Origin of the sequence: Paraburkholderia sp. MM5496-R1 (assembly GCF_050436205.1) — a bacterium.
Classification (GTDB): Bacteria; Pseudomonadota; Gammaproteobacteria; order Burkholderiales; family Burkholderiaceae; genus Paraburkholderia; species Paraburkholderia tuberum.
Map to the genome: position 1 here is coordinate 768,644 of NZ_JBNDLT010000002.1, position 24,820 is coordinate 793,463.

The following is a 24,820-nucleotide window of genomic DNA, read 5'->3' on the forward strand; positions in this document are numbered from 1 at the left end:
TCTGAAACATAGGACGGGTCCAGCGGAAGAAACGGTAACGGCGCAAGCAGCGGTGTGCCGGCAGTGGACGCAACGGATATCGAGCCGCGGCCGGAATCCGGTTCCGACGGAAAAGCGTCCCCCCGCGCGGGCCGCCATTGTAGCGCGTCGGCGGCTGCACTCCCGCGAGCTCGCCGCCATTCACTCCTTCACTTCTTCTCCGTCTCCGGATTGGCCTGCGGCGTGGCCGGCGCATTGCTCGCATTGCTCGCATTGCTCGCATTGCTCGCATTGACCGCGCCGCCCGGCGTAAACGGGAACGTGGCGAACATGGTCTTCGCCTGATTCTGCATCTGCTCCTGCATCTGCACGAACATGTTCTTCGATTGCTCGATGTAGCTGGTCATCATGCCCTGCATCATCGGCGCCTGCATGTTCATGAACTGCGACCAGACTTCGGGGTTCATCGCCTTGCCTTCATAGAGATTCTTCGACTGGTCGGCAAGCTTCGCCTGAATGTCGATGAAGGCCTGGATGTTCTTTTCCAGATACGTGCCCATCATGCCTTGCATCGCATGACCGTAGAACCGGATGATCTGCGACAGCATCGACGACGAGAACATCGGCAGGCCGCCGCTCTCTTCTTCGAGAATGATCTGCAGCAGGATCGAGCGCGTCAGGTCCTCGTTGCTTTTGGCATCGATCACCTTGAAATCTTCCTGATCGAGCACGAGTTGCTTCACATCAGTCAGCGTGATGTAGGTACTCGTCTCGGTGTCGTAGAGCCGACGATTCGGATATTTCTTGATCAGTCGTTCGGCCGTTTTCTTTGTAGTAGTAGTCATGTAACGCCTTTAAGCTCGAGTTAAGCAAACGCGGAAACGGCGTCCGGGCTGTGCAACGGGATCCATTGCGCAGCCGGGACGCCGGCGAAACCATCTGAGCCGAAGCGCGCCGCCTTCCGGTCCGGCGCGCCGATGGCTCAGCCCATATGCAAGCCGCCGTTCAGCGAAAAATCGGCACCCGTGGCGAAGCCCGATTCTTCCGACGCAAGCCACGCGACGATCGAGCCGATTTCGTCCGGCTGACCGAGGCGGCGCACCGGAATCGTCGCGACGATTTTTTCCAGCACGTCCGGGCGGATCGCCTTGACCATGTCGGTGCCGATGTAGCCCGGCGACACGGTGTTGACCGTCACGCCCTTGGTCGCCACTTCCTGCGCGAGCGACATCGTAAAGCCGTGAATGCCGGCCTTCGCGGTCGAATAATTGGTCTGGCCGAACTGGCCCTTCTGGCCGTTCACCGACGAAATGTTGATCACCCGGCCAAAGCCACGCTCGACCATGCCGTCGATCACCTGCTTGGTGACGTTGAACAGGCTGGTCAGATTGGTGTCGATCACCGCCGTCCAGTCTTCGTGCGTCATCTTGCGGAACACGACGTCGCGCGTGATGCCGGCATTGTTGACCAGCACGTCGATCTCGCCGACTTCGGCCTTGACCTTGTCGAATGCATCCTTGGTCGATTGCCAGTCACCGACGTTACCCTCGGAGGCGACGAAGTCGTAGCCGAGTACCTTCTGCTCGTCGAGCCACTTCGCACGGCGCGGCGAATTCGGGCCGCAGCCGGCGATCACCCTGAAGCCTTCCTTGTGCAGACGCTGGCAGATGCTGGTGCCGATGCCGCCCATGCCGCCCGTTACGTACGCAATTCGCTGTGTCATAAACCACACTCCGTTATCGTTGTCGAGGCGCCTGCCGGCGGCCTCGTGCCTCGCCTGATGCTGGTTCGCGTTGCCGCCGGGCGACCGTCTGGCAACGCGCACTGCCGACACGAGTCACCTGTTGCAACGCGCCGCGCCGCCAGTTGGCGTGCCGCGCGGCCAGATGCCTGTGCCGGCGAAGACCGCGCGCGACCGGTCGCGAATGCGCGCGGCGTACCCAGCGTACTTTAAACGCGCTCGACCGCGAGCGCGACACCCATGCCGCCGCCGATACACAGCGACGCCAGACCCTTCTTCGCATCGCGCTTCTGCATTTCGTGCAGCAGCGTGACGAGAATCCGGCAACCGGACGCGCCGATCGGGTGGCCGATCGCGATCGCGCCGCCGTTCACGTTGATCTTCGACGTGTCCCAGCCCATCTGCTTGTGCACGGCGAGCGCCTGCGCGGCAAACGCTTCGTTGATTTCCATCAGGTCGAGATCGGCCGGCGTCCAGCCCGCGCGCTCGAGGCAACGGCGCGAAGCCGGTACCGGGCCCATACCCATCACCTTCGGATCGACACCCGCGTTCGCGTATGCCTTGATGCGCGCGAGCGGCGTGAGGCCGAGCGCTTCCGCTTTTTTCAGCGACATCACGAGCACCGCGGCTGCGCCGTCGTTCAGACCCGATGCGTTGGCCGCCGTGACCGTGCCTTCCTTCGAGAACGCCGGCTTCAGGCTCGCGAGTGATTCGGCCGTCACGCCATGACGCACGAATTCGTCGGTGGTGAAGCGCAGCGGCTCGCCCTTGCGTTGCGGAATCTCGACCGGCACGATTTCGTCGTTGAAGCGCCCCGCCTTCTGCGCGGCTTCCGCCTTGTTCTGCGACAGCGCCGCGAACGCGTCCTGCTGTCCGCGCGTGATGCCGTGCTCCTTCGCGACGTTCTCGGCCGTCACGCCCATGTGGTACTGGTTGTAGACGTCCCACAGGCCGTCGACGATCATCGAGTCGATCAGCTTCGCGTCGCCCATGCGGAAACCGTCGCGCGAACCCGGCAGCACGTGCGGCGCGGCGCTCATGTTTTCCTGGCCGCCTGCCACGACGATGTCCGCGTCACCGGCGATGATCGCGTTGGCCGCGAGCATCACGGCCTTCAGACCTGAGCCGCAGACCTTGTTGATCGTCATGCCCGGCACGGCCGACGGCAAACCCGCCTTGATCAGCGCCTGACGCGCGGGGTTCTGACCGGAGCCCGCCGTCAGCACCTGGCCCAGAATAACTTCGCTCACCTGTTCCGGCTTCACGCCTGCCCGTTCGAGCACGGCGCGCACCGCGAGCGCGCCGAGTTCAGGTGCGGCAATCTTCGCCAGCGACCCACCAAACTTGCCCACTGCAGTACGAGCGGCCGATACGATCACAACATCAGTCATTTCCATATCCTCCGGGCATCCCGGCCAACTGCGCCACAGCCCGTTACGTTAAAAATTGCGTTGCAACTTGCGTTGCTCTCACGCCTTCATCAACCAGACGCTCATTCACCTGCCAAACACCTATGCACCGGCCGACTGCGCACTATGCCGACGTCGACAGCAATGTCGTACGCGCGCGTCGAACCCGTGCGTGAACCTACTCCCGTTGCCGCACGTAGCGGCCCGGCGCCGGCTCGATGACCGGGAATTCGTCGGAGCCCAAATTGGCGCGCGGCTTCACTTTCTTGCCGCCGTACTGATCGAGCCAGTCGGTCCATTCCGGCCACCAGCTGCCGGGCACTTCGGTCGCCGCGTCGAACCATTCGTCCGCGCTTTCGGGCAGCGTGTTCGCGTCGGTATCGAGCTTCCAGAAGCTGCGCTTCTTCTTCGCGGGCGGATTGATCACGCCGGCGATATGGCCCGATGCGCCGAGCACGAACTTTAGCGGCCCGGTCAGCAGCGGCGCCGACGCATACGCGGTTTGCCACGGCACGATATGGTCTTCGCGCGAACCGTAGATGAAGGTCGGCACGTCGATCTTCGACAGATCGATCGGCTCGCCGCAGGTGGTCAGCGCCCCGGGCTCGCGCAGCTTGTTCTCGAGATACGTGTTGCGCAGATACCAGACGTACATCGGCCCAGGCAGACTGGTCGAGTCGCTGTTCCAGTACAGCAGGTCGAACGGTACCGGCGTGCGGCCCTTCAGGTAACTGTCGACGACGTAGTTCCACACGAGGTCGTTCGGGCGCAGGAACGAGAACGTGTTCGCGAACTCGACGCCGCGCATCAGTCCCGGCGGCGCGCCGTTCTTGCCGCCGATGCTCTGCTCGCGCATCTGCACGTGCGCCTCGTCGACGAACACGTCGAGCACGCCCGTGTCGGAGAAGTCGAGCATCGCGGTGAGCAGCGTCATCGACGCGGCCGGATGTTCGCCGCGCGCCGCAGCCACCGCGAGCGCGGTGGCGAGCATCGTGCCGCCGACGCAAAAGCCGAGCGTATTGATCTGCTCGCGGCCGCTGATCTTGCGCACGGTGTCGATCGAGGTGAGCACACCCTCGCCGATGTAGTCGTCCCACGTCTTGTGCGCGATGGACTGATCCGCGTTGCGCCACGAAATCAGGAACACCTGATGGCCCGAATCGAGCCCGTGCGCGACGAGCGAGTTTTCGGGTTGCAGGTCGAGAATGTAGTACTTGTTGATGCACGGCGGCACGATCAGGAGCGGCCGCTCGCGCACGGTCGCCGTGCGCGGCTTGTACTGGATCAGTTGCAGCAGATCGTTCTCGAACACGACCGAGCCTTCGGTGTTCGCGAGGTTCTCGCCGACCGCGAAACGCGATTCGTCGGTTTGGGAAATCTTGCCGCGCTGCATATCGGTGAGAAGGTTCATCACGCCCTGGCGCAAGCTCTCGCCTTTACTGTCGAGCAGCGTTTTCTGCGCTTCGGGATTCAGCGCGAAGAAATTGCTCGGCGAGGCCGCCGCGGTCCACTGCTGGACCGCGAAGCGAATGCGCTCGCGGGTTTTCGGCTGGGTATCGAGCGCATCGACCATCTGCTGCAGATAGCGCGCGTTCAGCAGATACCACGCGGCGGTGAACGCGTAGGCGGGCGCCGCGCTCCAGGCGTCCGCGCTAAAGCGCCGGTCCTTGAGCTCGGGCGCCTTGATCGCCGACGTGGTGGCCTGCTGGATCAGCTCCATCGCCTCGCGCGAATAGTCGGTCTGCAGCTTCTGCAAACGCTCGGGCGGAATCGCGGCGGTGGGAATGCTCAGCCCCGGCAACGACGGCAACGCACCGGCGGCCAGCTTGCTGAAGTCGGGCATGCCGGGAAACGCCGGTATTTGCGGGAAGCCCGCCGTTATCTGTGCAAGGTCCGGCATCTGCGGCATTGAGGGCATCTGAAATGCCGAGCCATTGGGCTGCGCGCCGAACGAACGCCAGGCGTTCATCCAGGCGTCGAGAAATTGCTGCATGCCTGCGGCTGACGATGCACCGCTCGTACCGGCCTGCTGCGTCTGCTCCTTCGAGGAGTCGGTGCTGGGGGAAGCTGAGGAATGAGATGCTGCCATACCTGCTTTTGACCGGTAAGTCCTTGCGGACGGGTTGAGAGGCAGGTCCGTGCGCATGTGGCGATTGCTCGCGACTTCGTCACGCCCTGTCCCATGAACGAGGAGGAGCTTAGAAGGAACATTCTTGCTCCCCATCACAAGGCATGTCAATGCTTGCTCCCGATTTTGCCGCAGTGCGATAGTTTTTTAATTATCGTTTTCCCTGTATGGCAAATCGCGCTTTAACGAGTCAAATGACCCTGCCGCGGGTAAATCCGAAAAACTCCAAGGGCGCATGGCACTTAAGCATATTTATTCGTTCGGTCGCCCACACAGCCGGCGGGCGATTCGCGCTATCGGCGGGCCTTCCGGCAGCGCAACAAAAAATGCGTGTGAAGGCCGGGGAACGGGCCGTCAGCGACGGGTCGGCAGTGGCATTCGCGAATAACGACCCGGTGCGCATTCACGCGAAATAAAACCACGGCTCGATTTTAAAAGTATGACAAGATGCGCCCGCGCGCCATCCCGAATTAATCGGCAATTGATTGCGCCTGTTCGTCGATCCAGATCAACGCGGCCATGCGACCGGTCTCGCGATCACGGCGATACGAATAAAAACGCTCGCGCAACGTGACCGTGCACAGATCGCCGCCGCTGATGCGCGTAAGGCCGAGCCGCTGCAGGCGCAGGCGCGCCAGCGCCGGCAGATCGGCGAGATATTTGCCGGCATTCGCGGGATGCGCGACGAACGCCTGCGCGGTCGCGTCGCGTTGTGCATCGTCGGCACCGGTCATGAAGGCGTCACGCACGTCTGCGCCGACTTCGAATGCGGTGGGCCCGATCGACGGCCCGAGGTACGCATGCAGCGCGTTCGCCCGCACACCCGCCAGCGCCGCGACCCGCGCGGCGGTCTGCTCGACGATGCCCGCCGCGAGTCCGCGCCACCCGGCATGCGCGGCGCCGACCGCGCGCCCCGCTTCGTCGCACAACAGCACCGGCATGCAATCGGCGACCATGACGACGCACGCGATGCCCGCGCCATCGGTGACGCTCGCGTCGGCGCGCGCCGGCGCACCATGCTCGCGCGCGTGCGCGATCGCATCCTCGGCGCGGACGATGCCGGCGCCATGGATCTGTTCGAGCCACGCGGCCTCGCGAACACCGGCAAGCGCGACGAGCCGTGCGCGATTGCTCGCGACCGCGGCGGGATCGTCGCCGGTCTTCATGCCCAGATTCAGCCCGCCGGGCTGGTCGGCGCCGTCGCGCCAGCGGCCGAACGGCGCGTTGCTGACGCCGCCGTCGCGGGTGGTCACGAGCGCGCGCACGCGCGGCGACACGTTCCATGCGGGTTGCACGACATCGGCAAAACCCAGCTCCGGGAGATTGGTGCTCATGCGTGATCGTCCTCGTCGTGGTCGCTGTCTTCATCGTACGCGCCGTCGTCGACCGATGCATCGTAGTCCTCATCCTCGCCATACGCATCGTCGAACTCGCCCGCGTCGTCGCGACCCAGACCGAGCGCGGCCGACAACGCCTCGATGTCGGCCGGCACCTCGGCGCGCCATTGCATCGAGCGGCCGGTCTTCGGATGAATCAGGCCGAGCCGCCACGCGTGCAGCGCCTGGCGCGCGAAGCCGTCTGGCAGCGGCGTGACCGAGCGCTTGCCGCGCGCGCGTCCGTACACGGGATCGCCGAGCAACGGATGACCGATGTGCGCGCAATGCACGCGAATCTGATGCGTGCGCCCCGTCTCCAGATCGCAGTGAATCGCCGTGACCGGCTGACGCTGCCAGATCGCCGAGGCCACGCGCCGGAAATGCGTGCGCGCCGGCTTGCCGGCCGCGCCCGTCACCACGGCCATGCGCGTGCGCTCGCGCGGATCGCGGCCGATCGGCGCGTCGATCGTGCCTTTGTCGGGCAGGTTGCCCCACACGAGCGCGAGGTAGCGGCGCTTGACCGTGCGCGCCTGCAACTGGCGCACGAGGTCGGTCTGCGCCTCGAGCGTGCGCGCGACCACCATCAGCCCCGAGGTCTCCTTGTCGAGCCGATGCACGATGCCCGCGCGCGGCAGACCCGCCGCGGACTCGCCATAGCGGTAGAGCAGCCCGTTCAGCACGGTGCCGCTCCAGTTGCCAGCCGCCGGATGCACGACCATGCCGGCCGGCTTGTTGATGACGACGAGCGTGTCGTCCTCGTAGACGATGTCGAGCGGCACCGGCTCGGGCGTGAAGGCGAGCTGCTCGGGCAGCAGATCGGGCACGAGCTCGATCGTCGCGCCAAGCGGCACCGGCTGGCGGATCTTCGCCGCCTTGCCGTCGACGCGCACCCGCTGCGCCTCGATCCAGCTTTGCAGACGGCTGCGCGAGAACTCCGGGAATACTTTGGCGAGCACCTTGTCGAGGCGCTCGCCGGCCAGTTCGTCGGGTACCACGACGCTGCGCGGCGCTTCGTCGGCCGCGCGCACGGGCACGGGTGCCGCCGCGGCCGCAGAGCCTTGCGGGCTGCTTGCGGCGAGCGCGTCGCCGGACAAATCGTCGTCGAGGGAATCGACGCCCAACGCGTCGGCCGGGTCGGCGCTTACGCTATAATCTTTGTTGCTATTCCCGGCGCCTGCGGCGCCTGCGGCGCCTGGAGTATTTGAGCGGGTCATTGAATCTGGGTCACCTGGACGTAAAGCTAGACTGGAAAATGCGAGCCTTGAACACCATCACTGAAGCGGCGATCAATTTGGCGGCCATCAAGAAGGCGGCCCGGAAAGTGGCCGGATACATTGCGTGCGCCGCGGCCGTCGTCGCTGTTGCGGCTTGCCACGGCCTGCCGGAGAAGACCGACGAAACGGCAGCGTGGAACAACAACAAATTATATACGGAGGCGAACGACGCCCTGACCGGTGGTGACTGGGGCAAGTGCGCGAAGTATTTCGAGCTGCTCGAGGGCCGCGACCCGTTCGGCCACTTCGCCCAGCAGGCGCAGATCAACGTCGCGTACTGCAACTGGAAAGACAACGAAAACGCCGCCGCCGACCAGGCCATCGACCGCTTCATCCAGCTGCACCCGGATCATCCGGACATCGCCTACGCGTATTACCTGAAGGGCATGATCCACTTCAACGACGACCTCGGTCTGTTCGGCCGCTTCTCGGGCCAGGATATGAGCGAGCGCGATCCGAAGTCGCTGCGCGAGTCGTATGACGCGTTCAAGGTCGTGGTGGACCGTTTCCCGAACAGCAAGTACGCGGCGGACGCCGCGCAGCGCATGCGCTACATCGTGAATGCGCTCGCATCGCACGAAGTCCACGCCGCGGACTACTACTATCGCCGCGGCGCCTATGTCGCCGCCATCAACCGTGCGCAGCTCGCATTGCGCGAGTACAAGAACGCGCCGGCCATCGAAGACGCGCTGCACATCATGATCCTGTCGTACGAGAAGCTGAACAACCAGCAACTCGCCGACGACACTCGTCGCGTGCTGGCCGGCACCTTCCCCGACAGCCCGTACGTGACCGGCCACGCACGGCCCGGCACGGCGAAGTCGTGGTGGCAGTTCTGAGCCCTCACGCGCCGACGGCACACTGACCTTCGTCTGAAAACGAAAACGCCACGACCTCGGTCGTGGCGTTTTCGTTTATGCGCGCCGCGAGACTCAATCGCGCTCGAACAGCGCAATCGATTCCACGTGCGACGTATGCGGGAACATATTGACGACGCCCGCGCCCACCAGCCGATAGCCGGCCTCATGCACGAGCAGCCCGGCATCGCGCGCGAGCGTGGCCGGCGCGCACGACACATAGACGATGCGCGTCGGCAGCGGCCCGTTGCCGCTCTGCGCGATCTCCGCGAGCGCCTTCGCGATCGCGAGTGCGCCTTCGCGCGGCGGATCGACGAGGAACTTGTCGAACTGGCCGAGCGCGCGCAAGTCGTCGGCGGTGACTTCGAACAGGTTGCGGCACGCGAACGACGTATGCCCGGCGACGCCATTCAGCTCCGCATTCGCGAGCGCGCGCTGGGTCAGCACTTCGCTACCCTCGATGCCGACCACTTCCCGCGAGATTCGCGCGAGCGGCAGCGTGAAGTTGCCGATCCCGCAGAACAGGTCGAGCACGCGGTCGGTGCGTGCCGGCGCCAGCAGGCGCAGCGCGCGGCTCACCAGCACGCGGTTGATCGCGTGATTGACCTGGGTGAAATCAGTTGGCTTGAACGGCATACGGATGCCGTATTCGGGCAGCGTGTAGTCGAGCTGCACGTCGAGAGGATAAAGCGGCGTGACCGTGTCGGGACCGCCCGGCTGGATCCAGAACTGCACCTTGTGCTCGTCCGCGAACTCGCGCAGCACCTGCTCGTCCCCGGCCGTCAGCGGTTCGAGGTTGCGCACGACGAGCGCCGTGACCGACGAGCCGACCGCGAGCTCGAGCTGCGGCATGCGGTCGTAGATAGACAGCTTGCGGACCATGAAACGCAGCGGCATCAGCATCGCCGACACATGCGGCGGCAGCACCTCGCAGGTCTTCATGTCGGCGATATAGCTGCTCTTCTTCTCGTGAAAGCCGATGCGCATGCCGCCGCGCTCCGGCAGGTAGCGCACCGCGAGCCGCGCGCGATAGCGATAACCCCAGGACGGCCCGTGAATCGGCCGGAACACCGTTTCGGGGCGCAGCTTCGCCAGATGCTGCAGGCTGTCCTCGAGCACGCGCTGCTTGACCGCCACCTGCGCGCGCATGTCGAGATGCTGCATCGAGCAGCCGCCGCAGATGTTGAAGTACGTGCATTTCGGCGTCGTGCGGATCACGCTTTCGCGGAACACCTGGACGACTTCGGCCTGCTCGAATTTCGGCTTGCTGCGATGCGTCGAATAACTGACGAGTTCACCCGGCAGCGCGCCTTCGACGAACACGACCTTGCCCGGCGTGCCGTCTTCGCTCGTGGTGCGGCCCACGCCGCGCGCTTCCATATCGAGCGAAACGATTTCGATCAGCGGTTCGTTGCCGGTAATGACGGGCGCCGGCGCCGGGGCGTGCGCCCTGGCATGCTTCGATGAGCGCCGCGGCGAGCGACGTTGGGGGGCAGTTCGGGACACCTGCGGACTTCCTGACAAACTATGGGGGAAAGGCGAGATTGTAGACGAAGCGCCGGGCTTGCCTGCGATGCGGTGCGGACCACACGCGGAGCGAGTGCGGATCGCGGCCCGGATTGCGACTCCCCGGCGCAGGCTCTGCTCGCGCGCGCTTACTGCTCGAACGCCGCCAGATACTCGGCCCACTGCGGCGCGCCTTCCAGCGCGAGCGCGTTCTTCACGAGGTTGATCTCGTCAGCATACTCCGACGGCGAAAAGCCACCGCGCATCAGTTGGAAGCGGCAATACAGCAGGTACGTATTGACGACGTCGGTCTCGCAGTAATTGCGGATTTCCTCGATACGCCCTTGCTGGAACGCCTGCCACACCTGACTGCCGTCCATGCCCATCTTGCCCGGAAAGCCGCACATCTTCGCGAGCGCGTCGAGCGGCGCGTTCGCGCGCGCCTGGTACATCGCGAGCACGTCCATCAGATCGGTGTGTCGCGCGTGGTAGCGGCTGATGTAGTTGTTCCACTTGAAGTCGCGGTCGTCCTCGCCGAGATCCCAGAACCGGTAGGCGGGGATGCCGTTGACGAGCGCGCGGTAGTTGAGCACCGGCAGATCGAAACCGCCGCCGTTCCACGACACGAGTTGCGGCGTGTACTTTTCGATCACGCGATAGAACGACTGCACGAGCGTCGCCTCGCCGTCCTCGGGCGTACCGAGCGAGCGCACGCGAAAACCGTTGTTGTCGCGGAACACGCAGGAAATCGCCGCGACCCGCTGGAGGTGATGCGGCAGAAAATCGCTGCCAGTTTTTTCGCGGCGTGCGGCGAACGCGTGCTCGGCGACGTCGGCGTCGCTCATCGACGCGGGCAAATCTTCAAGCCGGCGGATGCCGGCGACATCGGGAATCGTCTCGATGTCGAAAACAAGAATCGGTGTCATCAGGTCAGAGAACGGCGTCTTTGCGGACACCGTTTGAGGCAAAGAAGCGCTTCAGTCGCACCAACGCTTCCTGTTGGATCTGGCGCACACGCTCGCGCGTGAGGCCCATTTCGTCGGCCAGCTCCTCGAGCGTGGCGGGCTCGATGTGATTCAGACCGAAGCGCCGCTCGATCACATGGCGGTGCTTGTCCGACAAACGCGCGAGCCATGCGCGTGTCAGTGTTTCGAGCTCGCGATGCTGCACTTCGGCGTCTGGCGACTGGCTCTGGTCGTCCGACAGCAGATCGAGCAGGCTGCTCGCCGGATCGAGATCGAGCGGCGCATCGAGCGAGGCGGTGTGCTCGTTCAGCGCGAGGATGTCGGTGACTTCGTCGGTGGTCTTGCCGGTCAGATAAGCGATGTCGTCGATGCTCGCGTCGCGGCGCTCGGCCGCCTCCCCCGAATTCATCGAGTTCTTTTCCAGATGGCGCTTCGCGCGCAACACCTGGTTGAGCTCACGAATCACATGCACGGGCAATCGCACCGTACGCGCCTGGTTCATGATCGCGCGCTCGATGCTCTGACGGATCCACCACGTCGCGTAGGTCGAGAAACGGAAGCCGCGCGTCGGATCGAATTTTTCGATTGCGTGCATGAGGCCGAGGTTGCCCTCCTCGATCAGATCGAGCAGCGGCACGCCGCGATTCAGATAACCCTTGGCAATGCTGACGACCAGCCGCAGATTGCGCTCGATCATCACCTGCCGCGCTTCGAACTCGCCGGCCTTGGCAAGGCGCGAATATTTCTGCTCTTCCTCGACGGTGAGCAACGGCTTCACGCTGATGCGATTCAGATAATGCTGGATCGTGTCGGCCGTGAGTTCGGCCTGCAGCAGTGCGCGGAAATCGTCGGCGTCGGGCGGCGCCTCGCCGGTGGTTTCGCGCGCGTCAGCGCTCTCGCTTTCGTCGAGGCCGCTCTGGCGTTCGTCGGGATCGCGCTCCTCCGCGACCTCTTCTTCCACTTCCGAAGCGCCGCTTTCGTCCACTGCGGCAGACGTGACTTCGCTGATCGTCTCAGACTCGGCTTGCGGCGGGCGGCGCTTCGATTTCGGCATGGTCGTATCGCTTATTGCGGCGGCAAATACTTCAGTGGGTCGACTGGTTTACCCTGTCGGCGAACTTCGAAATGCAACATCACACGGTCGGAATCGCTATTGCCCATCTCTGCGATCTTCTGCCCCTTCGTAACCGCGTCCCCCTCTTTTACCATCAAAGCGCGGTTGTGTGCATACGCGGTGAGATAAGTTGCATCATGCTTGATGATAATGAGATTGCCGTAACCACGCAGCCCATTTCCGGCATAGACGACGCGACCATCGGCTGACGCTTTAACCGGCTCGCCCGCCGAGCCGCCGATATTGACGCCCTTGTTGGTCGAGTCGTTGAACGTGTTGAGCAGCGGACCGCGCACCGGCCATGCAAATGCTACGTTGCCTGCCGCGGCGCTGCCGACGTCGGCGCTCGCCGCAGAGGGATTGGCCGGAGGCGCAGCTACCGCACCATTCACGGGCGTACCGTTCGTCGCGCCGCCGTAGAGCGGCGGCATCGCGGCGCCGACCACGGCCGGCGCGTTGTTGTTCAGCGGTGCGCTTTGCACCGCGCCCGTGCTGCCGATCGGCGCGGTCGACACGCCCGGCGTCATGGCCGCGGTATTCGCGCCCGGCGGCACGACGCGCAGCAGCTGGTCGACTTCGATCTGATTCGGGTTGGTCAGGTTGTTCCACGTCGAGATGTCGCGGTAATTCTGGCCGTTTTCGAGCGCAATGCGGTACAGCGTATCGCCCGGCTTCACGCGATAGTAGCCGGGCGGCGGCGGGCCGAGCGGCACCGCCGGTTGCGCCGCGCCCTGCGCGGTGGCGAGCGTGCCGCCGCCGGAGCGGTCGACGACGGGCGCCTGGTCGAGCCGGGATGCACAGGCCGTCATCAACAGGGACAAGGCGAGCACGCACACGCTGCGCTGGGTTACGGTCAGGGGGGTATTCGGGGTGGTTCTCTGCATCGCGCGCAACATACTCATCGGTGTCAAATCACTCCGGATTTTAAGGGTACAAAGAAAACGCGATCAAGCCGCGACTCGCGCCATTGCGCGGGGCCGAGGCGCTCGATCAGCGTCAGCACCTGGCTCTGTCCTTCCTGCGAGCCGACCGGCGCAACCAGACGTCCGCCGATCGCAAGCTGCTCGAGCAACGCCTGTGGCACGTCGAGCCCGGCCGCCGCGATCACGATCGCGTCGAACGGGGCCGCCGACGGCAAACCGAGCCGCCCGTCGCCGTAATGCAGCCGGATATTCGGAATGCGCAGCGGACGCAGATTCGTCTTCGCGCGCTCGGACAGCGGCTTGATGCGTTCGATCGAATAAACCTCGCGTGCGACCTGGCTCAGCACCGCCGCCTGATAGCCGCAACCGGTGCCGATTTCGAGCACCGTGTTCAGCGCGCGCCCGGCCGCGGCGAGTTCGATCATTCGCGCAACCACCGACGGCTTCGAGATAGTCTGGTGATGACCGATCGGCAGCGCGGCATCTTCGTACGCCTGGGCCGCAAGACCCGGATCGACGAACATGTGGCGCGGCACCGCCGCCATCGCGTTCAGCACACGCTGATCGCTGACGCCATTGGCTCGCACGCGTTCGACCATGCGTTCGCGAACCCGTTCCGAGGTCAGCGCCAAGGCGTTGTTCATCGCGCCGCTGGTCGCGCCGCCGAATGCGCCGCTCATTGCACCGGCCAACGCGGCGTTCGGCGCGGGTTTCGCGCTTTGCTGCAGTTGCGACTGGAGTGGCGATGGCGTCGCGCGTGCGCTGTGGCCAGACGCATGCGTCGAGTTTTTGCCTGGCTTGACCGACGACTTTGGTGCTTGCTTGACAGGCTGCCCCGCCAATGCACCAGCCAACGAGCTCGCCGTTGTCTTTGCGACTGGCGCGGCCTGCGGCTTTGGCGGCATTGCACCGGTCGCCGCCGTTGACGTACCGAACGAAGCGCTTTGCGTCTTCGCCTGGGGAATCACCTGGGGTCGCGTCGCCGGCGTAGATTGCGCAGCAACTGAGTTCCTCGCTTGCGCCCGTGCGGCCGCGCCGCCCTGCGTCGGTTTCGCCGACTGCTGCCGTGCGTTCAACGCCGCGCTCGCCGCGAGCGCCGCCGCGCGCATCTCACCCGGACGTCCCTCGGGCCGGCGCGGTTCGCGCACCAGGTCCTCGAGACCTAACGGAAAGCGCTTCGCGCGCTCGCCGGTCATGAACTGCCGCTCCCGGCGCGTAGCCAGTCGCGCGCCGCAGGCAGCATTTGCGTGTAGGTCAGATCGAGCTGCAGCGGCGTGATCGACACGGCGCCGTTGGCCACCGCATGGAAGTCCGTGCCTTCGCTCGCGTCGCGCGCCTGGCCCGAGGCGCCGATCCAATAGATCGGTTCGCCGCGCGGATTGGTCTGGCGGATCACCGGCTGCGACGGATGACGTTTGCCGAGTCGCGTGATCTGCCAGCCGCGCAGTTCGTCATACGGCAGGTTAGGGATATTGACGTTCAGCAGCGGATGTCCCGGCAACGGCCGCGCGAGATAATGCGCGACGATTTCGGCGGCAACGCGGGCCGCGTCTTCGAGATGCGCCCAGTCCTTGTCGACGAGCGAGAACGCGATGGCCGGCACCCCGAACATGATGCCTTCGGTGGCGGCTGCGACGGTGCCGGAATACAGCGTGTCGTCGCCCATGTTCTGGCCGTTGTTGATACCCGACACGACCAGGTCCGGTGTATGGTCGAGCATGCCGGTCAGTGCGATGTGCACCGAGTCGGTCGGCGTGCCGTTCACGTAGTAGAAACCGTTCGCCGAACGCAGGACCGACAGCGGCCGCCACAGCGTCAGGGAATTCGACGCGGCGCTGCAGTTCTGTTCGGGAGCCATCACGGTGACGTTGGCGATCGGCTTCAGCGCTTCGTAAAGCGCGGCGAGGCCCGGCGCCAGATAACCGTCGTCGTTGCTGAGTAGGATTCGCATGCGCCGATTGTAACCGAGGAAAGATGGCACGCGAACGACATGGACGGCGTGTCTGCGTGGCGTGCACAAGCGTCGTGCGAGCCAGTGTTTTCCAGTTGCGCGGATGCTCGTATCGAACGCAAAGATGCTGCTTCGCACTGAACGCGCGGCCGTGCGCGCCCGTCGATGAATCGGCATCCTGTGCGTACTTCGCGCTGTGCAATGCAATACGGCTTGCGCGAGAAGCGCGCGCGACGCATCGAAAGCGCGCTGCACGTCGTAACCCGCAGCGCAATAAATCGCACGGTCGTGCGCTTTGTTTTACACTCGAAAACAGTGCCAACCCTGAACGATACGGAGACACGATGCGCGCGATTCGCTGCAAGCAGTACGGGCCGCCCGAGAGCCTGGTCGTCGACAACCTGGCGGATCTCGAAGCGCCGCCTGGCCACGTCGTGATCGACGTGAAGGCCGCGGCCGTCAATTTTCCCGACGTGCTGATCATCGAGAACAAATACCAGTTCAAGCCGCCGCTGCCGTTCACGCCCGGTTCGGAAGCCGCGGGCATCGTGCGCGCGGTGGGCGAAGGCGTCACGCAGTTCAAGCCTGGTTCGCGCGTGGCCGCGTTCACCGGCTCCGGCGGTTTTGCCGAGCAGGCGCTTGCGCCCGCCGCGGCCTGCGTGCCGCTCGACGATGACGTGTCGTTCGAACTCGCGGCCGCGTTCACGCTCGCGTATGGCACCTCGCATCACGCGGTGGTCGATCGCGGCGCGCTGCAGCCGGGCGAGACGATGCTCGTGCTCGGCGCGGCCGGCGGAGTCGGGCTGGCGGCGGTCGAAATCGGCAAGGCGCTCGGCGCGCGCGTGATCGCGGCGGCATCGAGCGACGAAAAGCTCGCGACCTGCGTGAAGCACGGCGCGGACGCGACGATCAACTACAACACCGAGGATCTGCGCGAGCGCATCAAGGCGCTCACCGACGGCAAAGGTCCGGACGTGATCTACGACCCGGTCGGCGGCGTGTATGCGGAGCCGGCGTTTCGCAGCATCGGCTGGAGGGGGCGTTATCTGGTGGTCGGCTTTGCGAATGGCGAGATTCCAAGGCTGCCGCTGAACCTGATGTTGCTCAAGGGCGCAAGCGTGGTCGGCGTGTTCTGGGGCGACTTCGCAAAGCGTGAGCCGCAGCGCAATCGCGCGGCATTCGAGCAGATGACCGGCTGGATTCGTGAAGGCAAGCTCAAGCCCTACGTGTCGGCCCGCTACTCGCTCGACGACACCGGCCGCGCGTTGCGCGACATGGCCGAGCGCCGCGTGATCGGCAAGGTGGTCATCACGCCGTAGCACAACCCATAAAGCAGCATCAAAAACGGCGCGGCGGCCGACTGCGATTTCGGCCGCCGCGCCGCTTGCGATCCAGGTTCACAACTTCTCTGTATCCCCGGTGCGCGGCTGCCACTTCATCAAACGCCGCTCCGCGGTCCCGACGATCGCATCGAGAATCAGCGCGAACGCGGTCAACACCAGAATCCCCGCGAACACCGTGTTGATATCGAAGGTGCCCTCGGCCTGCAGGATCAGATAGCCGACGCCGCGCGCCGAGCCCAGATACTCGCCCACCACCGAGCCGACGAACGCAAGCCCCACCGACGTATGCAGGCTCGAAAACACCCAGCTCATCGCGCTCGGCAGATAGACAAAACGCAGCAGCTGTTTGCGGTTCGCGCCGAGCATGCGCGCGTTCGCGAGCACGACCGGGCTCACTTCCTTCACGCCCTGGTAGACGTTGAAGAACACGATGAAGAACACCAGCGTGACGCCGAGCGCGACCTTCGACCAGATGCCGAGGCCGAACCATACGCCGAAGATCGGCGCGAGAATCACGCGCGGCATCGAGTTCGCGGCCTTCACGTACGGATCGAACAGCGCGCTCGCGGTCGGCGCGAGCGCGAGCCACAGGCCGACGCCGAGCCCGATCATGGTGCCAAAGACGAACGCGAGCACGGTCTCGACGAGCGTGATCCACAGATGCAGATAGATCTCGCCGCCCGTGAACCATTCCCAGATCCGCTGCAGTACTTTCTGCGGCTCGCCAAAGAAAAACGCCGCCTTGTTCGGATCGTCGAAATAGAACGGCGGTATCAGCGTCGGGCTCGTCAGCACGTACCACAGCACGAAGCACAGCACGAGCAGCAGCCACTGCCAGATCACCAGATTCGCCCGGCTCGGGCGCAACGTCTTCCACATAAGTTGGTTTGCCTTGGACGATTATTGAACACGTCTTCTTTTCGATGCGCAGGCGGGCATGCGCGGCACATTTAAACAGCGGTCAGTTGCTGCTGATAACCCTTGAGCACCTCGTCGCGCAGCACTCCCCAGAGCTGCGCATGCAACTCGACGAAGCGCGGATGCGAACGGATTTCGGCGACATCGCGCGGCCGCGGCAGATCGATCCGGAACTCGCCGATCGGATGCGTCGCAGGCCCGGCCGACAGTACCACCACGCGGTCCGACATCGCGATCGCTTCGTCGAGATCGTGCGTAATGAACAGCACGGCCTTGCGCTTCGCGGCCCAGAGATCGAGCAGCTCGTTTTCCATCAACTGCCGCGTTTGAATATCCAGCGCGGAAAACGGCTCGTCCATGAGGATGATGTCGGGGTCGAGGATCAGCGTCTGCGCCATCGCGACGCGCTTGCGCATGCCGCCCGACAGCTGATGCGGATAGCGGTCGCCGAAGCCGCCGAGACCGACACGCTTCAACCACTCTTCGGCCTTCGCGCGCGCTTCCGAGGCCGGCACGCGGTGAAACGACAGGCCGGCCATCACGTTGTCGAGCGCCGAGCGCCACGGCATCAGCGCATCTGCCTGGAACATATAGCCCGCACGGCGATTCAGGCCACTGAGCTGTTCGCCGAACACGCTGACGCCGCCCGCCGACGGCTGGAGCAGCCCCGCGCCGATGTTCAGCAGCGTGGACTTGCCGCAGCCAGTCGGCCCGACGACCGACACGAATTCGCCGGGCTCGATGCGCAGCGTCGTGTCCTTAACTGCCGTGTAGCGCTGTGCGCGGTTGTCACGCGCGGCGAACGTGCAGGTGATGTTTTCGAGCGCCAGGGCAGCAACGGTCATCGTACGGCTCGCTTCGGGAATCGGGTTAGCGGGGAGTTGTCGCGGCGACGCTGGGGCGACGGCTGTGGACGCGGCGAATCGCCCTGTCCACGTCCCATTCGATGCGCCTGTGCGCGCGCCGCGTCGTTTATGCCTTGACGGTCGCGAGCGCCTTCTTCACGAAGTCGTTGGTCCACGTCTTCGACAGATCGATCTGCGCGTTCTGGATCACCGGATCGAACGCTTTCAGCGTCTTCAGCGACGTCGCGGGACCGTCGGCGGGCATCAGGCCGTCGGGCGACATCGCTTCGCGCACGTGCTGCCACGCGTCGAGATAGAGCGCGCGGTCGCCGAGCAGATAGCTCTCCGGCACCGTGTTGATCAGTTCGCTGCCGCTCGCGTTCTGCAGCCACTTGAGCGCGCGCACCATCGCATTGGTCAGCGCCTGCGTGGTGTTCGGGTTCTTCGTGATGAACGACTGCGATGCGTACAGGCAGCCCGCCGGCATGTCGCCGCCGAACACGATGTGCGTATCGGTGAGCGTGCGGGTATCCGACACGACGCGCACGTCGCCGGCGCGCTCGAGGCGCGTGACGACCGGATCGAGATTGGCGATCGCGTCGATCTGCCCGGACTGCAGCGCGGCGATCGCGCCGGCACCGGCGCCCACGCCGATGAACGCGACGTCCTTCGGACTGAGCCCCGCTTTCGCGAGGACGAAGCTCGCCATGATCGACGTCGACGAACCCGGCGCGGTCACGCCGATCTTCTTGCCCTTCAGATCGGCGATCGACTTATAGTTCGGCATCGTCTTCTTCGACACCGCGAGCACGATCTGCGGCGCGCGGCCCTGCAGCACGAATTCGCGGAACATCTGCTTTTGCGCCTGCAACAGCAGCGTGTGTTCGAACGCGCCGGAGACCACGTCGGCGCTTCCGCCGACTGCCGCCTTCAACGCCTGCGAGCCGCCCGCGAAGTCGGAAATCTCGACTTCGAGCCCCTCGTCCTTGAAGTAGTTGCGGCGCTCGGCGATCGTCAGCGGCAGGTAGTAGAACAGGTTCTTGCCGCCGACCGCGATGGCGACCTTGGTGGTCTCGGGCTTGCCCTGCGCGAAAGCGAACGGCGTGGCCGCGAGCGAGGCGCCCGCGAGCGCCGCACCGCCGGCGAGGAAGGTTCTGCGTTGCATGGTCCGTTGTCTCCAGATTTTTTGTAGTCCGGCTTTTTGACCGCCCGTGCGCGCGTGGCGCAAGCGCTTGGCCACGGTGTGGGGCTGCCGGTCGCAAGGCGCGAATCGTGCGTCAGCGCCGCGCTTTACGCGCCTTTCTCTATGCGTTGCGCTGTGCGCATCAGACGATCTGTTGCGCCCGCAACCGCGCGATGCCGTCAGCATCATAACCTAGCGATTGCAGGACTTCATCGGTATGTTCACCCAGTTCTGGCCCCAGCCAGCGCGTCTCACCGGGCGTCGCCGACAGCTTCGGCGTAACCGCGGGCAGCGTGATTTCCTTGCCGTCCTGCCATTTGAACCGCTGGATCATCTGCCGCGCGATGAACTGCGGATCGGTGAACATATCGGCGACGCTGTAGATGCGGCCCACCGGCACGTCGGCCGCATTCAGCACCGCGAGCGCTTCGTCGATCGTGCGCGTGGACAGCCACGCGCCGATCGCGGCGTCGATTTCCTGCGTGCGCAGCACGCGGCCATCGTTATGCGCGAGCGCCGGATCGTTGGCGAGATCGTCGCGTTCGATCGCGATCATCAGGCGCCTGAAGATCGGATCGCTATTGCCGCCGATCACGATGCTGCCGTCGCGGCACGGATACGTATTCGACGGCACGATGCCCGGCAGAGACGCGCCGGTACGCTCGCGCACCATGCCGTAGACGCCGTATTCGGGCACCACGCTTTCCATCATGTTGAAGACGGCCTCGTACAGCGCGACGTCGACCACCTGCCCCTTGCCGCCGTTCACCTGCTTGTGATGCAGCGCCATCAGCGCGCCGATCACACCGTGCAGCGCGGCGATCGAATCGCCGATCGAAATGCCGATGCGCGGCGGCGGCAGATCCGGATAGCCGGTGATATGGCGCAGACCGCCCATCGACTCGGCGATCGCGCCGAAGCCGGGCCGGTCGCGATACGGGCCCGTCTGGCCGTAGCCCGACAGACGCACCATCACGAGGCCGGGGTTCTCGGCGGACAGCACGTCGTAGCCGAGCCCGAGCTTTTCGAGCAGACCGGGCCGGAAATTCTCGACGACGATATCGGCCTCTTTCGCGAGGCGCCGCACGATCTCCTTGCCCTCTTCGGCTTTCAGGTTGATCGTGACGGACTTCTTGTTGCGCGCCTGCACGGCCCACCACAGCGACGTACCGCCGACTTCCGGGTACAGCTTGCGCCATTTGCGCAGCGGGTCGCCGCCTTTGGGGTCTTCGATCTTGACGACGTCGGCGCCGAACTCGCCGAGAAAACGCGCGGCGAACGGCCCGGCAATCAGCGTGCCGAGTTCCAGCACCTTGACGCCGGCGAGCGGACCGCACGCGTCATGCGGTGCGGCGCTCGCGCCTGATTCGGGGGTGGCGCTCATGAGTCTCCTTGGTTCTGCATCGTTGTGTACCCGGTCTGTCTGGTTTGCAACGACTTGCGACGATGCGTGCCTGGACGGATATGGCGGCGGCCAACGAAAGCCGCGTGGCTACATCGAACGACGGTCGAGCATCGCGCGCGCGATCGTGCCCGCGTCGACATACTCGAGCTCGCCGCCCACCGGCACGCCGCGCGCGAGACGCGTCACGGCAAGGCCGCGCGCCTTCAGCGTCTGTCCGAGGTAATGCGCGGTGGCCTCACCCTCGTTGGTGAAATTGGTGGCCAGCACGACTTCCTTGACGACGCCATCCGACGCGCGCTTCACGAGCCGGTCGAAATGGATTTCCTTCGGGCCGATGCCGTCGAGCGGACTCAACCGCCCCATCAGCACGAAATAGAGGCCGCGATAGGTCATCGTCTGTTCGAGCATGATCTGGTCGGCCGGCGTTTCGACGACGCACAGCAGCGACGGATCGCGCTCCTCATCGAGGCAGACCTCGCAGATCTGCGCTTCGGTAAATGTGTTGCACTTTTCGCAGTGACGCAGATGCTCGGTCGCGAACAACAGCGAGCGCCCGAGCTTTTCGGCGCCTTCCCGATCGTGCTGCATCAGGTGATACGCCATGCGCTGCGCGGACTTCGGCCCGACACCGGGCAGCGCGCGTAGCGCTTCGACGAGCGCCGACAGGGCGGAAGGTTGTTTCATGCGGATCGGCGTCGACGTGGGTGGTGCTCGCGTGGGCGAATCGGGATGCGGGGGTGTTGCTCGAACCGGGCCGCGTTTTCACGCCGTGACGACGCTTTCACGCGCGGCTGCAGGTTCGATGTTTCCAGCCTGCACGCGGCGCGCGGCGGCGAGCGTCTGCGTTCGCACCGCGGCAATCAACCGCCGCGGCGCTCACCCGCTTCAGCCCGTTCTCAATCAGAACAGGTTCAGAACGGCAGCTTGAAACCCGGCGGCAGCGGCAGGCCGGCGGTCATGCCGCCCATCTTTTCCTGCGCGGTCGCCTCGGCCTTGCGCACGGCGTCGTTGAACGCGGCGGCGACGAGATCTTCCAGCATGTCCTTGTCGTCGGCGAGCAGGCTCGGGTCGATCGACACGCGGCGCACGTCGTTCTTGCAGGTCATCGTCACCTTGACGAGACCGGCACCCGACTGCCCCTCGACTTCGATCTGCGCGAGTTGCTCCTGCATCTTCTTCATGTTTTCCTGCATCTGCTGGGCTTGCTTCATCAGCCCGGCGAGTTGGCCTTTCATCATGGACGTGCTCCTTCTAGATAGCGTGGAATCTGGCATTCCGGCGCCGCGTCGCGACGACGCCGCGAACGATGGATCAGTGGGCCGGCGACGCGCCGTTCGGGGCGGCGTCCGGGGTAATCGGGCGGATCGAGCCCGGCACGATGCTCGCGCCGAACTCGCGAATCAGCGACTGCACAAACGGATCGGCGCTGATCTCGCGCTCGGCTTCCTGCTGGCGCTGCGCGCGCAGCTTCGCGTCGTGCGCGGCGGCGGTACGGCGCGCCGGGCCGACTTCGACCTGCACGTCGACGTTCTGGCCGAGCCGCTCGACGAGCGCTGCCTTCAGTTTAGCGACCTGTGAGGCTTCTGCGTATTGCGGCACCGGCACGTTGAGCTTCAGCGTGCTGCCGTCGAGCGCCATCAGTTCGCTGTTGAACGCAAGCTGATACGAGATGCCCTTCAGCGGCAGATCGACGGCGAGCGCCGGCCAGTCGCCGGTGAAACCTAGCGGATCGAGCGGCACGGCAGGCGGCAGCGGGCGCGTATCGGCGAGCGGCGCCGGCGCGGCGGACGGCGCGGCCGCGCCGTCCATGCGGACGTCGTCGGGGCCGCGGTCGAATACCGGCACGAAGTCGTCGTCTGGCGGAATGAAGTACGCGTCGTCCGCGGCCGACAACGGCAGGTAGTCGTCGGGCGGCATGTCGTCCCATGGTGGGATCGACGGGCTGTTCTGCTGCGCATTGCTGCTCGCGCCGCTGTTTGCGTCGCGAGCGGGTGCAGCCTGCGCGGCGGGTTTCGGTGCGGCCGGCTTCGGTGCGGCGGGTGCGGCCGGCTTCGCGGACACTTCCGTGTTAGCACGGCCACGGTCGGACGATACTTTCATGCCGGCGTTGCGCAACACGTCGAGCGCGGCGCTGGCGCCGCCCGCGCGGCGCGGCACGGAGTCGGCTGCGGGCGCCGCCAATTCCGCCCGCGCTTCCGGTTCCGGTGACGTGGCCTCTTCCGCGCGACCAGGCGCGGCAGTTGCAAGCGCGCTCGGTGCGGACGAAGGTGCGATGTCGGAAACTTCGTTCGAGACCGGCGCGCTCGAGCTGGCGATCGTGGCGACGGCATTCGCGGGCGCGTCTTCCCACGGCGCCAGCGGGGCTGCCGCATTGGCAGGCGCGTCTGTCACGCGGGCGACTTCGGCGTTGGGCGATTGCGGTGCTTCTTCAGATTGCGCGGAGTCGGCTGCGGGCTTCGCGATCGGCTTTGCAGTCGGCGCGGTCGATTTCATCGCGTCGCCCTGCTCCTCGCCGGCAACGCCTACCTGAGGTCCGCGAACGGGCGCAGCAGCTGCCATGGCCGTCGCGGACGACGGTGACAGCGCGCGCAGCGCGGCAACCGTCGGTGCACCCGAGCGCTGCGCACCGGCGCCGGCGCCGCCCGCACCGCTCTGCGTGCCAGCGGCTCCCGCCGCTCCGCCACCGCCGCCTGTCGGCGCCGGCTCGAACGCGAGCATGCGCAGCAGCGTCATCGTGAAGCCCGCGTATTCGTCGGGCGCGAGGCCCAGTTCGCTTCGGCCGATCGTCGCGATCTGATAGAACAGTTGCACCTGCTCGGCGCTCAACGCGTCGGCGAAACGGCGCAAGTCGGCCGCCTCCGGCCATTCGTCGAGCACCGACGAAGGCGCGAACTGCGCCCACGCGATCCGATGCAGCAGGCTCGCCAGGTCTTGCAGCGCCGTCGAGAACGACAGGCTGCGCAAGGCCATCTCGTCGGCGACCGCCAGCACCGCCGCGCCGTCGCCCTGCGCGAGCGCCTCGAGCAGGCGGATCAGATAGCTTTGGTCGAGCGCGCCGAGCATGCCGCGCACCGCGTCTTCACTGACCTGGTTCGCCGAATAGGCGATCGCCTGATCGGTCAGCGATAGTGCGTCGCGCATCGAACCGTCGGCCGCGCGCGCGAGCAGGCGCAACGCCTGCGCCTCGTGAGGCACGCTCTCTTCGCCGAGAATGCGTTCGAGATGCGACACGATATGGCCGGCCGGCATCTGCTTCAGATTGAACTGCAGACAGCGCGACAGCACGGTGACCGGAATCTTCTGCGGGTCGGTGGTCGCGAGGATGAACTTGACGTGCGGCGGCGGCTCTTCGAGCGTCTTCAGCATCGCGTTGAACGCGTGGTTCGTCAGCATGTGCACTTCGTCGATCATGTAGACCTTGAAGCGCGCATCGACGGGCGCGTACACCGCGCGCTCGAGCAGCGCGGCCATTTCATCGACGCCACGATTACTCGCCGCGTCCATTTCGACGTAATCGACAAAGCGCCCTTCGTCGATCTCGCGACACGCACGGCATACGCCGCACGGCGTCGACGTCACGCCGGTCTCGCAATTGAGCGCCTTCGCGAAGATGCGCGACAGCGTGGTCTTGCCGACGCCGCGCGTACCTGTAAACAAATAGGCATGGTGCAGACGGCCGCCGTCGAGCGCATGGGTGAGCGCGCGCACCACGTGCTCCTGTCCGACGAGCGAAGCGAAATCCTTCGGCCGCCATTTGCGTGCGAGAACTTGATAGGTCATCCGGAAATTGTATCAGTAACAATGGCGCGCAAAACCGATTCGGGAAGACGCGTGAAATGCGCGAAACGGCCACGACGACGCTCCATCCGAAGACGGCGAACGATCAATACAAAAGCTGGGAAT

Annotated in this window: 22 protein-coding genes; 3 read left to right on the forward strand and 19 right to left on the reverse strand. The window is 65.2% G+C overall.

Annotation, left to right across the window (positions count from 1 at the left end):
* Nucleotides 1–188: 188 nt before the first annotated feature.
* From phaR to phaC, 4 genes are all read right to left on the reverse strand, one after another.
* The gene (phaR, locus tag OKW38_RS10355) at nt 189–824 is read right to left on the reverse strand and encodes a polyhydroxyalkanoate synthesis repressor PhaR (RefSeq protein WP_090804655.1); all 636 of its coding nucleotides are present in this window, start codon (nt 822–824) and stop codon (nt 189–191) included.
* Nucleotides 825–961: 137 nt separating this feature from the next.
* On the reverse strand, nt 962–1,702 hold the full coding sequence (locus OKW38_RS10360) for a 3-ketoacyl-ACP reductase (protein ID WP_090805746.1): 741 nt from the start codon (nt 1,700–1,702) through the stop codon (nt 962–964).
* Between the two features lie 227 nt (nt 1,703–1,929).
* Nucleotides 1,930–3,111 carry an acetyl-CoA C-acetyltransferase gene (locus tag OKW38_RS10365; RefSeq protein WP_429361324.1) on the reverse strand — a complete coding sequence of 394 codons (1,182 nt, stop codon included), beginning with the start codon at nt 3,109–3,111 and terminating at the stop codon, nt 1,930–1,932.
* A 196-nt stretch (nt 3,112–3,307) separates the two neighbouring features.
* Nucleotides 3,308–5,122: a class I poly(R)-hydroxyalkanoic acid synthase gene (gene phaC, locus OKW38_RS10370; protein ID WP_429363713.1), complete on the reverse strand. Its 1,815-nt coding sequence runs from the start codon at nt 5,120–5,122 to the stop codon at nt 3,308–3,310.
* Nucleotides 5,123–5,451: 329 nt separating this feature from the next.
* Here phaC and OKW38_RS10375 point away from each other — a divergent pair, with 329 nt between their 5' ends.
* Complete coding sequence (locus OKW38_RS10375) at nt 5,452–5,673, forward strand: hypothetical protein (RefSeq protein WP_143037168.1); 222 nt, start codon at nt 5,452–5,454, stop codon at nt 5,671–5,673.
* A gap of 54 nt (nt 5,674–5,727) precedes the next feature.
* On the opposite strand, the gene pgeF is transcribed toward OKW38_RS10375, so the two are convergent.
* Nucleotides 5,728–6,591 carry a peptidoglycan editing factor PgeF gene (gene pgeF / locus OKW38_RS10380; protein WP_429361325.1) on the reverse strand — a complete coding sequence of 288 codons (864 nt, stop codon included), beginning with the start codon at nt 6,589–6,591 and terminating at the stop codon, nt 5,728–5,730.
* Nucleotides 6,588–7,847: an RluA family pseudouridine synthase gene (locus tag OKW38_RS10385; protein ID WP_429361326.1), complete on the reverse strand. Its 1,260-nt coding sequence runs from the start codon at nt 7,845–7,847 to the stop codon at nt 6,588–6,590. The genes pgeF and OKW38_RS10385 overlap by 4 nt, the downstream gene beginning before the upstream one ends.
* A 38-nt stretch (nt 7,848–7,885) precedes the next feature.
* On the opposite strand from OKW38_RS10385, the gene OKW38_RS10390 reads away from it, so the two are divergent.
* Nucleotides 7,886–8,746 (forward strand): outer membrane protein assembly factor BamD, encoded by an 861-nt coding sequence (locus OKW38_RS10390; RefSeq protein WP_090804648.1) that lies wholly within the window; start codon nt 7,886–7,888, stop codon nt 8,744–8,746.
* 93 nt (nt 8,747–8,839) lie between these two features.
* On the opposite strand, the gene rlmD is transcribed toward OKW38_RS10390, so the two are convergent.
* The 6 genes from rlmD to surE form a co-directional block, all read right to left on the reverse strand.
* Nucleotides 8,840–10,270: a 23S rRNA (uracil(1939)-C(5))-methyltransferase RlmD gene (gene rlmD, locus OKW38_RS10395; RefSeq protein ID WP_090804646.1), complete on the reverse strand. Its 1,431-nt coding sequence runs from the start codon at nt 10,268–10,270 to the stop codon at nt 8,840–8,842.
* Between the two features lie 149 nt (nt 10,271–10,419).
* Nucleotides 10,420–11,196, reverse strand: coding sequence for a 3'-5' exonuclease (locus OKW38_RS10400; RefSeq protein WP_429336387.1), 777 nt, complete (start codon nt 11,194–11,196; stop codon nt 10,420–10,422).
* 4 nt (nt 11,197–11,200) lie between these two features.
* Nucleotides 11,201–12,289 (reverse strand): RNA polymerase sigma factor RpoS, encoded by a 1,089-nt coding sequence (rpoS, locus tag OKW38_RS10405; RefSeq protein ID WP_429336386.1) that lies wholly within the window; start codon nt 12,287–12,289, stop codon nt 11,201–11,203.
* Nucleotides 12,290–12,300: 11 nt separating this feature from the next.
* Nucleotides 12,301–13,251, reverse strand: coding sequence for a peptidoglycan DD-metalloendopeptidase family protein (locus tag OKW38_RS10410; protein ID WP_429361328.1), 951 nt, complete (start codon nt 13,249–13,251; stop codon nt 12,301–12,303).
* 5 nt (nt 13,252–13,256) lie between these two features.
* Nucleotides 13,257–14,468, reverse strand: a complete 1,212-nt coding sequence (locus OKW38_RS10415) for a protein-L-isoaspartate(D-aspartate) O-methyltransferase (RefSeq protein ID WP_429361329.1) — start codon at nt 14,466–14,468, stop codon at nt 13,257–13,259.
* Nucleotides 14,465–15,223 carry a 5'/3'-nucleotidase SurE gene (gene surE, locus OKW38_RS10420; RefSeq protein ID WP_184063695.1) on the reverse strand — a complete coding sequence of 253 codons (759 nt, stop codon included), beginning with the start codon at nt 15,221–15,223 and terminating at the stop codon, nt 14,465–14,467. The genes OKW38_RS10415 and surE overlap by 4 nt, the downstream gene beginning before the upstream one ends.
* A 344-nt stretch (nt 15,224–15,567) precedes the next feature.
* On the opposite strand from surE, the gene OKW38_RS10425 reads away from it, so the two are divergent.
* Nucleotides 15,568–16,542, forward strand: a complete 975-nt coding sequence (locus tag OKW38_RS10425) for an NADPH:quinone oxidoreductase family protein (RefSeq protein WP_090804634.1) — start codon at nt 15,568–15,570, stop codon at nt 16,540–16,542.
* 78 nt (nt 16,543–16,620) lie between these two features.
* Here OKW38_RS10425 and OKW38_RS10430 read toward each other — a convergent pair whose 3' ends face one another.
* From OKW38_RS10430 to OKW38_RS10460, 7 genes are all read right to left on the reverse strand, one after another.
* The gene (locus OKW38_RS10430; protein ID WP_429361331.1) at nt 16,621–17,445 is read right to left on the reverse strand and encodes an ABC transporter permease; all 825 of its coding nucleotides are present in this window, start codon (nt 17,443–17,445) and stop codon (nt 16,621–16,623) included.
* A gap of 71 nt (nt 17,446–17,516) precedes the next feature.
* The gene (locus OKW38_RS10435) at nt 17,517–18,329 is read right to left on the reverse strand and encodes an ABC transporter ATP-binding protein (RefSeq protein WP_184064908.1); all 813 of its coding nucleotides are present in this window, start codon (nt 18,327–18,329) and stop codon (nt 17,517–17,519) included.
* A 127-nt stretch (nt 18,330–18,456) separates the two neighbouring features.
* Nucleotides 18,457–19,494, reverse strand: a complete 1,038-nt coding sequence (locus tag OKW38_RS10440; protein ID WP_018418133.1) for an ABC transporter substrate-binding protein — start codon at nt 19,492–19,494, stop codon at nt 18,457–18,459.
* Between the two features lie 160 nt (nt 19,495–19,654).
* Entirely contained in the window at nt 19,655–20,896 is a 1,242-nt protein-coding gene (locus OKW38_RS10445; RefSeq protein ID WP_184028952.1) for a CaiB/BaiF CoA transferase family protein, read from the reverse strand.
* Between the two features lie 108 nt (nt 20,897–21,004).
* Nucleotides 21,005–21,601, reverse strand: coding sequence for a recombination mediator RecR (recR, locus tag OKW38_RS10450; RefSeq protein WP_018418135.1), 597 nt, complete (start codon nt 21,599–21,601; stop codon nt 21,005–21,007).
* A 227-nt stretch (nt 21,602–21,828) separates the two neighbouring features.
* Nucleotides 21,829–22,155, reverse strand: coding sequence for a YbaB/EbfC family nucleoid-associated protein (locus OKW38_RS10455; RefSeq protein WP_008923976.1), 327 nt, complete (start codon nt 22,153–22,155; stop codon nt 21,829–21,831).
* A 73-nt stretch (nt 22,156–22,228) separates the two neighbouring features.
* Complete coding sequence (locus tag OKW38_RS10460) at nt 22,229–24,697, reverse strand: DNA polymerase III subunit gamma/tau (protein WP_429361332.1); 2,469 nt, start codon at nt 24,695–24,697, stop codon at nt 22,229–22,231.
* Nucleotides 24,698–24,820 lie beyond the last annotated feature (123 nt).

What these genes read in the sequence shown, in the direction of transcription:
- surE (WP_184063695.1), bottom strand. Translation starts at nt 15,223, where the DNA reads ATGCGAATCCTACTCAGCAACGACGACGGTTATCTGGCGCCGGGCCTC.
- OKW38_RS10400 (WP_429336387.1), bottom strand. Translation starts at nt 11,196, where the DNA reads ATGACACCGATTCTTGTTTTCGACATCGAGACGATTCCCGATGTCGCC.
- OKW38_RS10375 (WP_143037168.1), top strand. Translation starts at nt 5,452, where the DNA reads ATGACCCTGCCGCGGGTAAATCCGAAAAACTCCAAGGGCGCATGGCAC.
- OKW38_RS10430 (WP_429361331.1), bottom strand. Translation starts at nt 17,445, where the DNA reads ATGTGGAAGACGTTGCGCCCGAGCCGGGCGAATCTGGTGATCTGGCAG.
- OKW38_RS10390 (WP_090804648.1), top strand. Translation starts at nt 7,886, where the DNA reads ATGCGAGCCTTGAACACCATCACTGAAGCGGCGATCAATTTGGCGGCC.
- OKW38_RS10385 (WP_429361326.1), bottom strand. Translation starts at nt 7,847, where the DNA reads ATGACCCGCTCAAATACTCCAGGCGCCGCAGGCGCCGCAGGCGCCGGG.
- OKW38_RS10445 (WP_184028952.1), bottom strand. Translation starts at nt 20,896, where the DNA reads ATGAGCGCCACCCCCGAATCAGGCGCGAGCGCCGCACCGCATGACGCG.
- OKW38_RS10365 (WP_429361324.1), bottom strand. Translation starts at nt 3,111, where the DNA reads ATGACTGATGTTGTGATCGTATCGGCCGCTCGTACTGCAGTGGGCAAG.
- rpoS (WP_429336386.1), bottom strand. Translation starts at nt 12,289, where the DNA reads ATGCCGAAATCGAAGCGCCGCCCGCCGCAAGCCGAGTCTGAGACGATC.
- phaR (WP_090804655.1), bottom strand. Translation starts at nt 824, where the DNA reads ATGACTACTACTACAAAGAAAACGGCCGAACGACTGATCAAGAAATAT.
- OKW38_RS10415 (WP_429361329.1), bottom strand. Translation starts at nt 14,468, where the DNA reads ATGACCGGCGAGCGCGCGAAGCGCTTTCCGTTAGGTCTCGAGGACCTG.
- OKW38_RS10455 (WP_008923976.1), bottom strand. Translation starts at nt 22,155, where the DNA reads ATGATGAAAGGCCAACTCGCCGGGCTGATGAAGCAAGCCCAGCAGATG.
- OKW38_RS10410 (WP_429361328.1), bottom strand. Translation starts at nt 13,251, where the DNA reads ATGAGTATGTTGCGCGCGATGCAGAGAACCACCCCGAATACCCCCCTG.
- recR (WP_018418135.1), bottom strand. Translation starts at nt 21,601, where the DNA reads ATGAAACAACCTTCCGCCCTGTCGGCGCTCGTCGAAGCGCTACGCGCG.
- OKW38_RS10460 (WP_429361332.1), bottom strand. Translation starts at nt 24,697, where the DNA reads ATGACCTATCAAGTTCTCGCACGCAAATGGCGGCCGAAGGATTTCGCT.
- OKW38_RS10360 (WP_090805746.1), bottom strand. Translation starts at nt 1,702, where the DNA reads ATGACACAGCGAATTGCGTACGTAACGGGCGGCATGGGCGGCATCGGC.
- OKW38_RS10425 (WP_090804634.1), top strand. Translation starts at nt 15,568, where the DNA reads ATGCGCGCGATTCGCTGCAAGCAGTACGGGCCGCCCGAGAGCCTGGTC.
- OKW38_RS10435 (WP_184064908.1), bottom strand. Translation starts at nt 18,329, where the DNA reads ATGACCGTTGCTGCCCTGGCGCTCGAAAACATCACCTGCACGTTCGCC.
- phaC (WP_429363713.1), bottom strand. Translation starts at nt 5,122, where the DNA reads ATGCAGCAATTTCTCGACGCCTGGATGAACGCCTGGCGTTCGTTCGGC.
- OKW38_RS10440 (WP_018418133.1), bottom strand. Translation starts at nt 19,494, where the DNA reads ATGCAACGCAGAACCTTCCTCGCCGGCGGTGCGGCGCTCGCGGGCGCC.
- pgeF (WP_429361325.1), bottom strand. Translation starts at nt 6,591, where the DNA reads ATGAGCACCAATCTCCCGGAGCTGGGTTTTGCCGATGTCGTGCAACCC.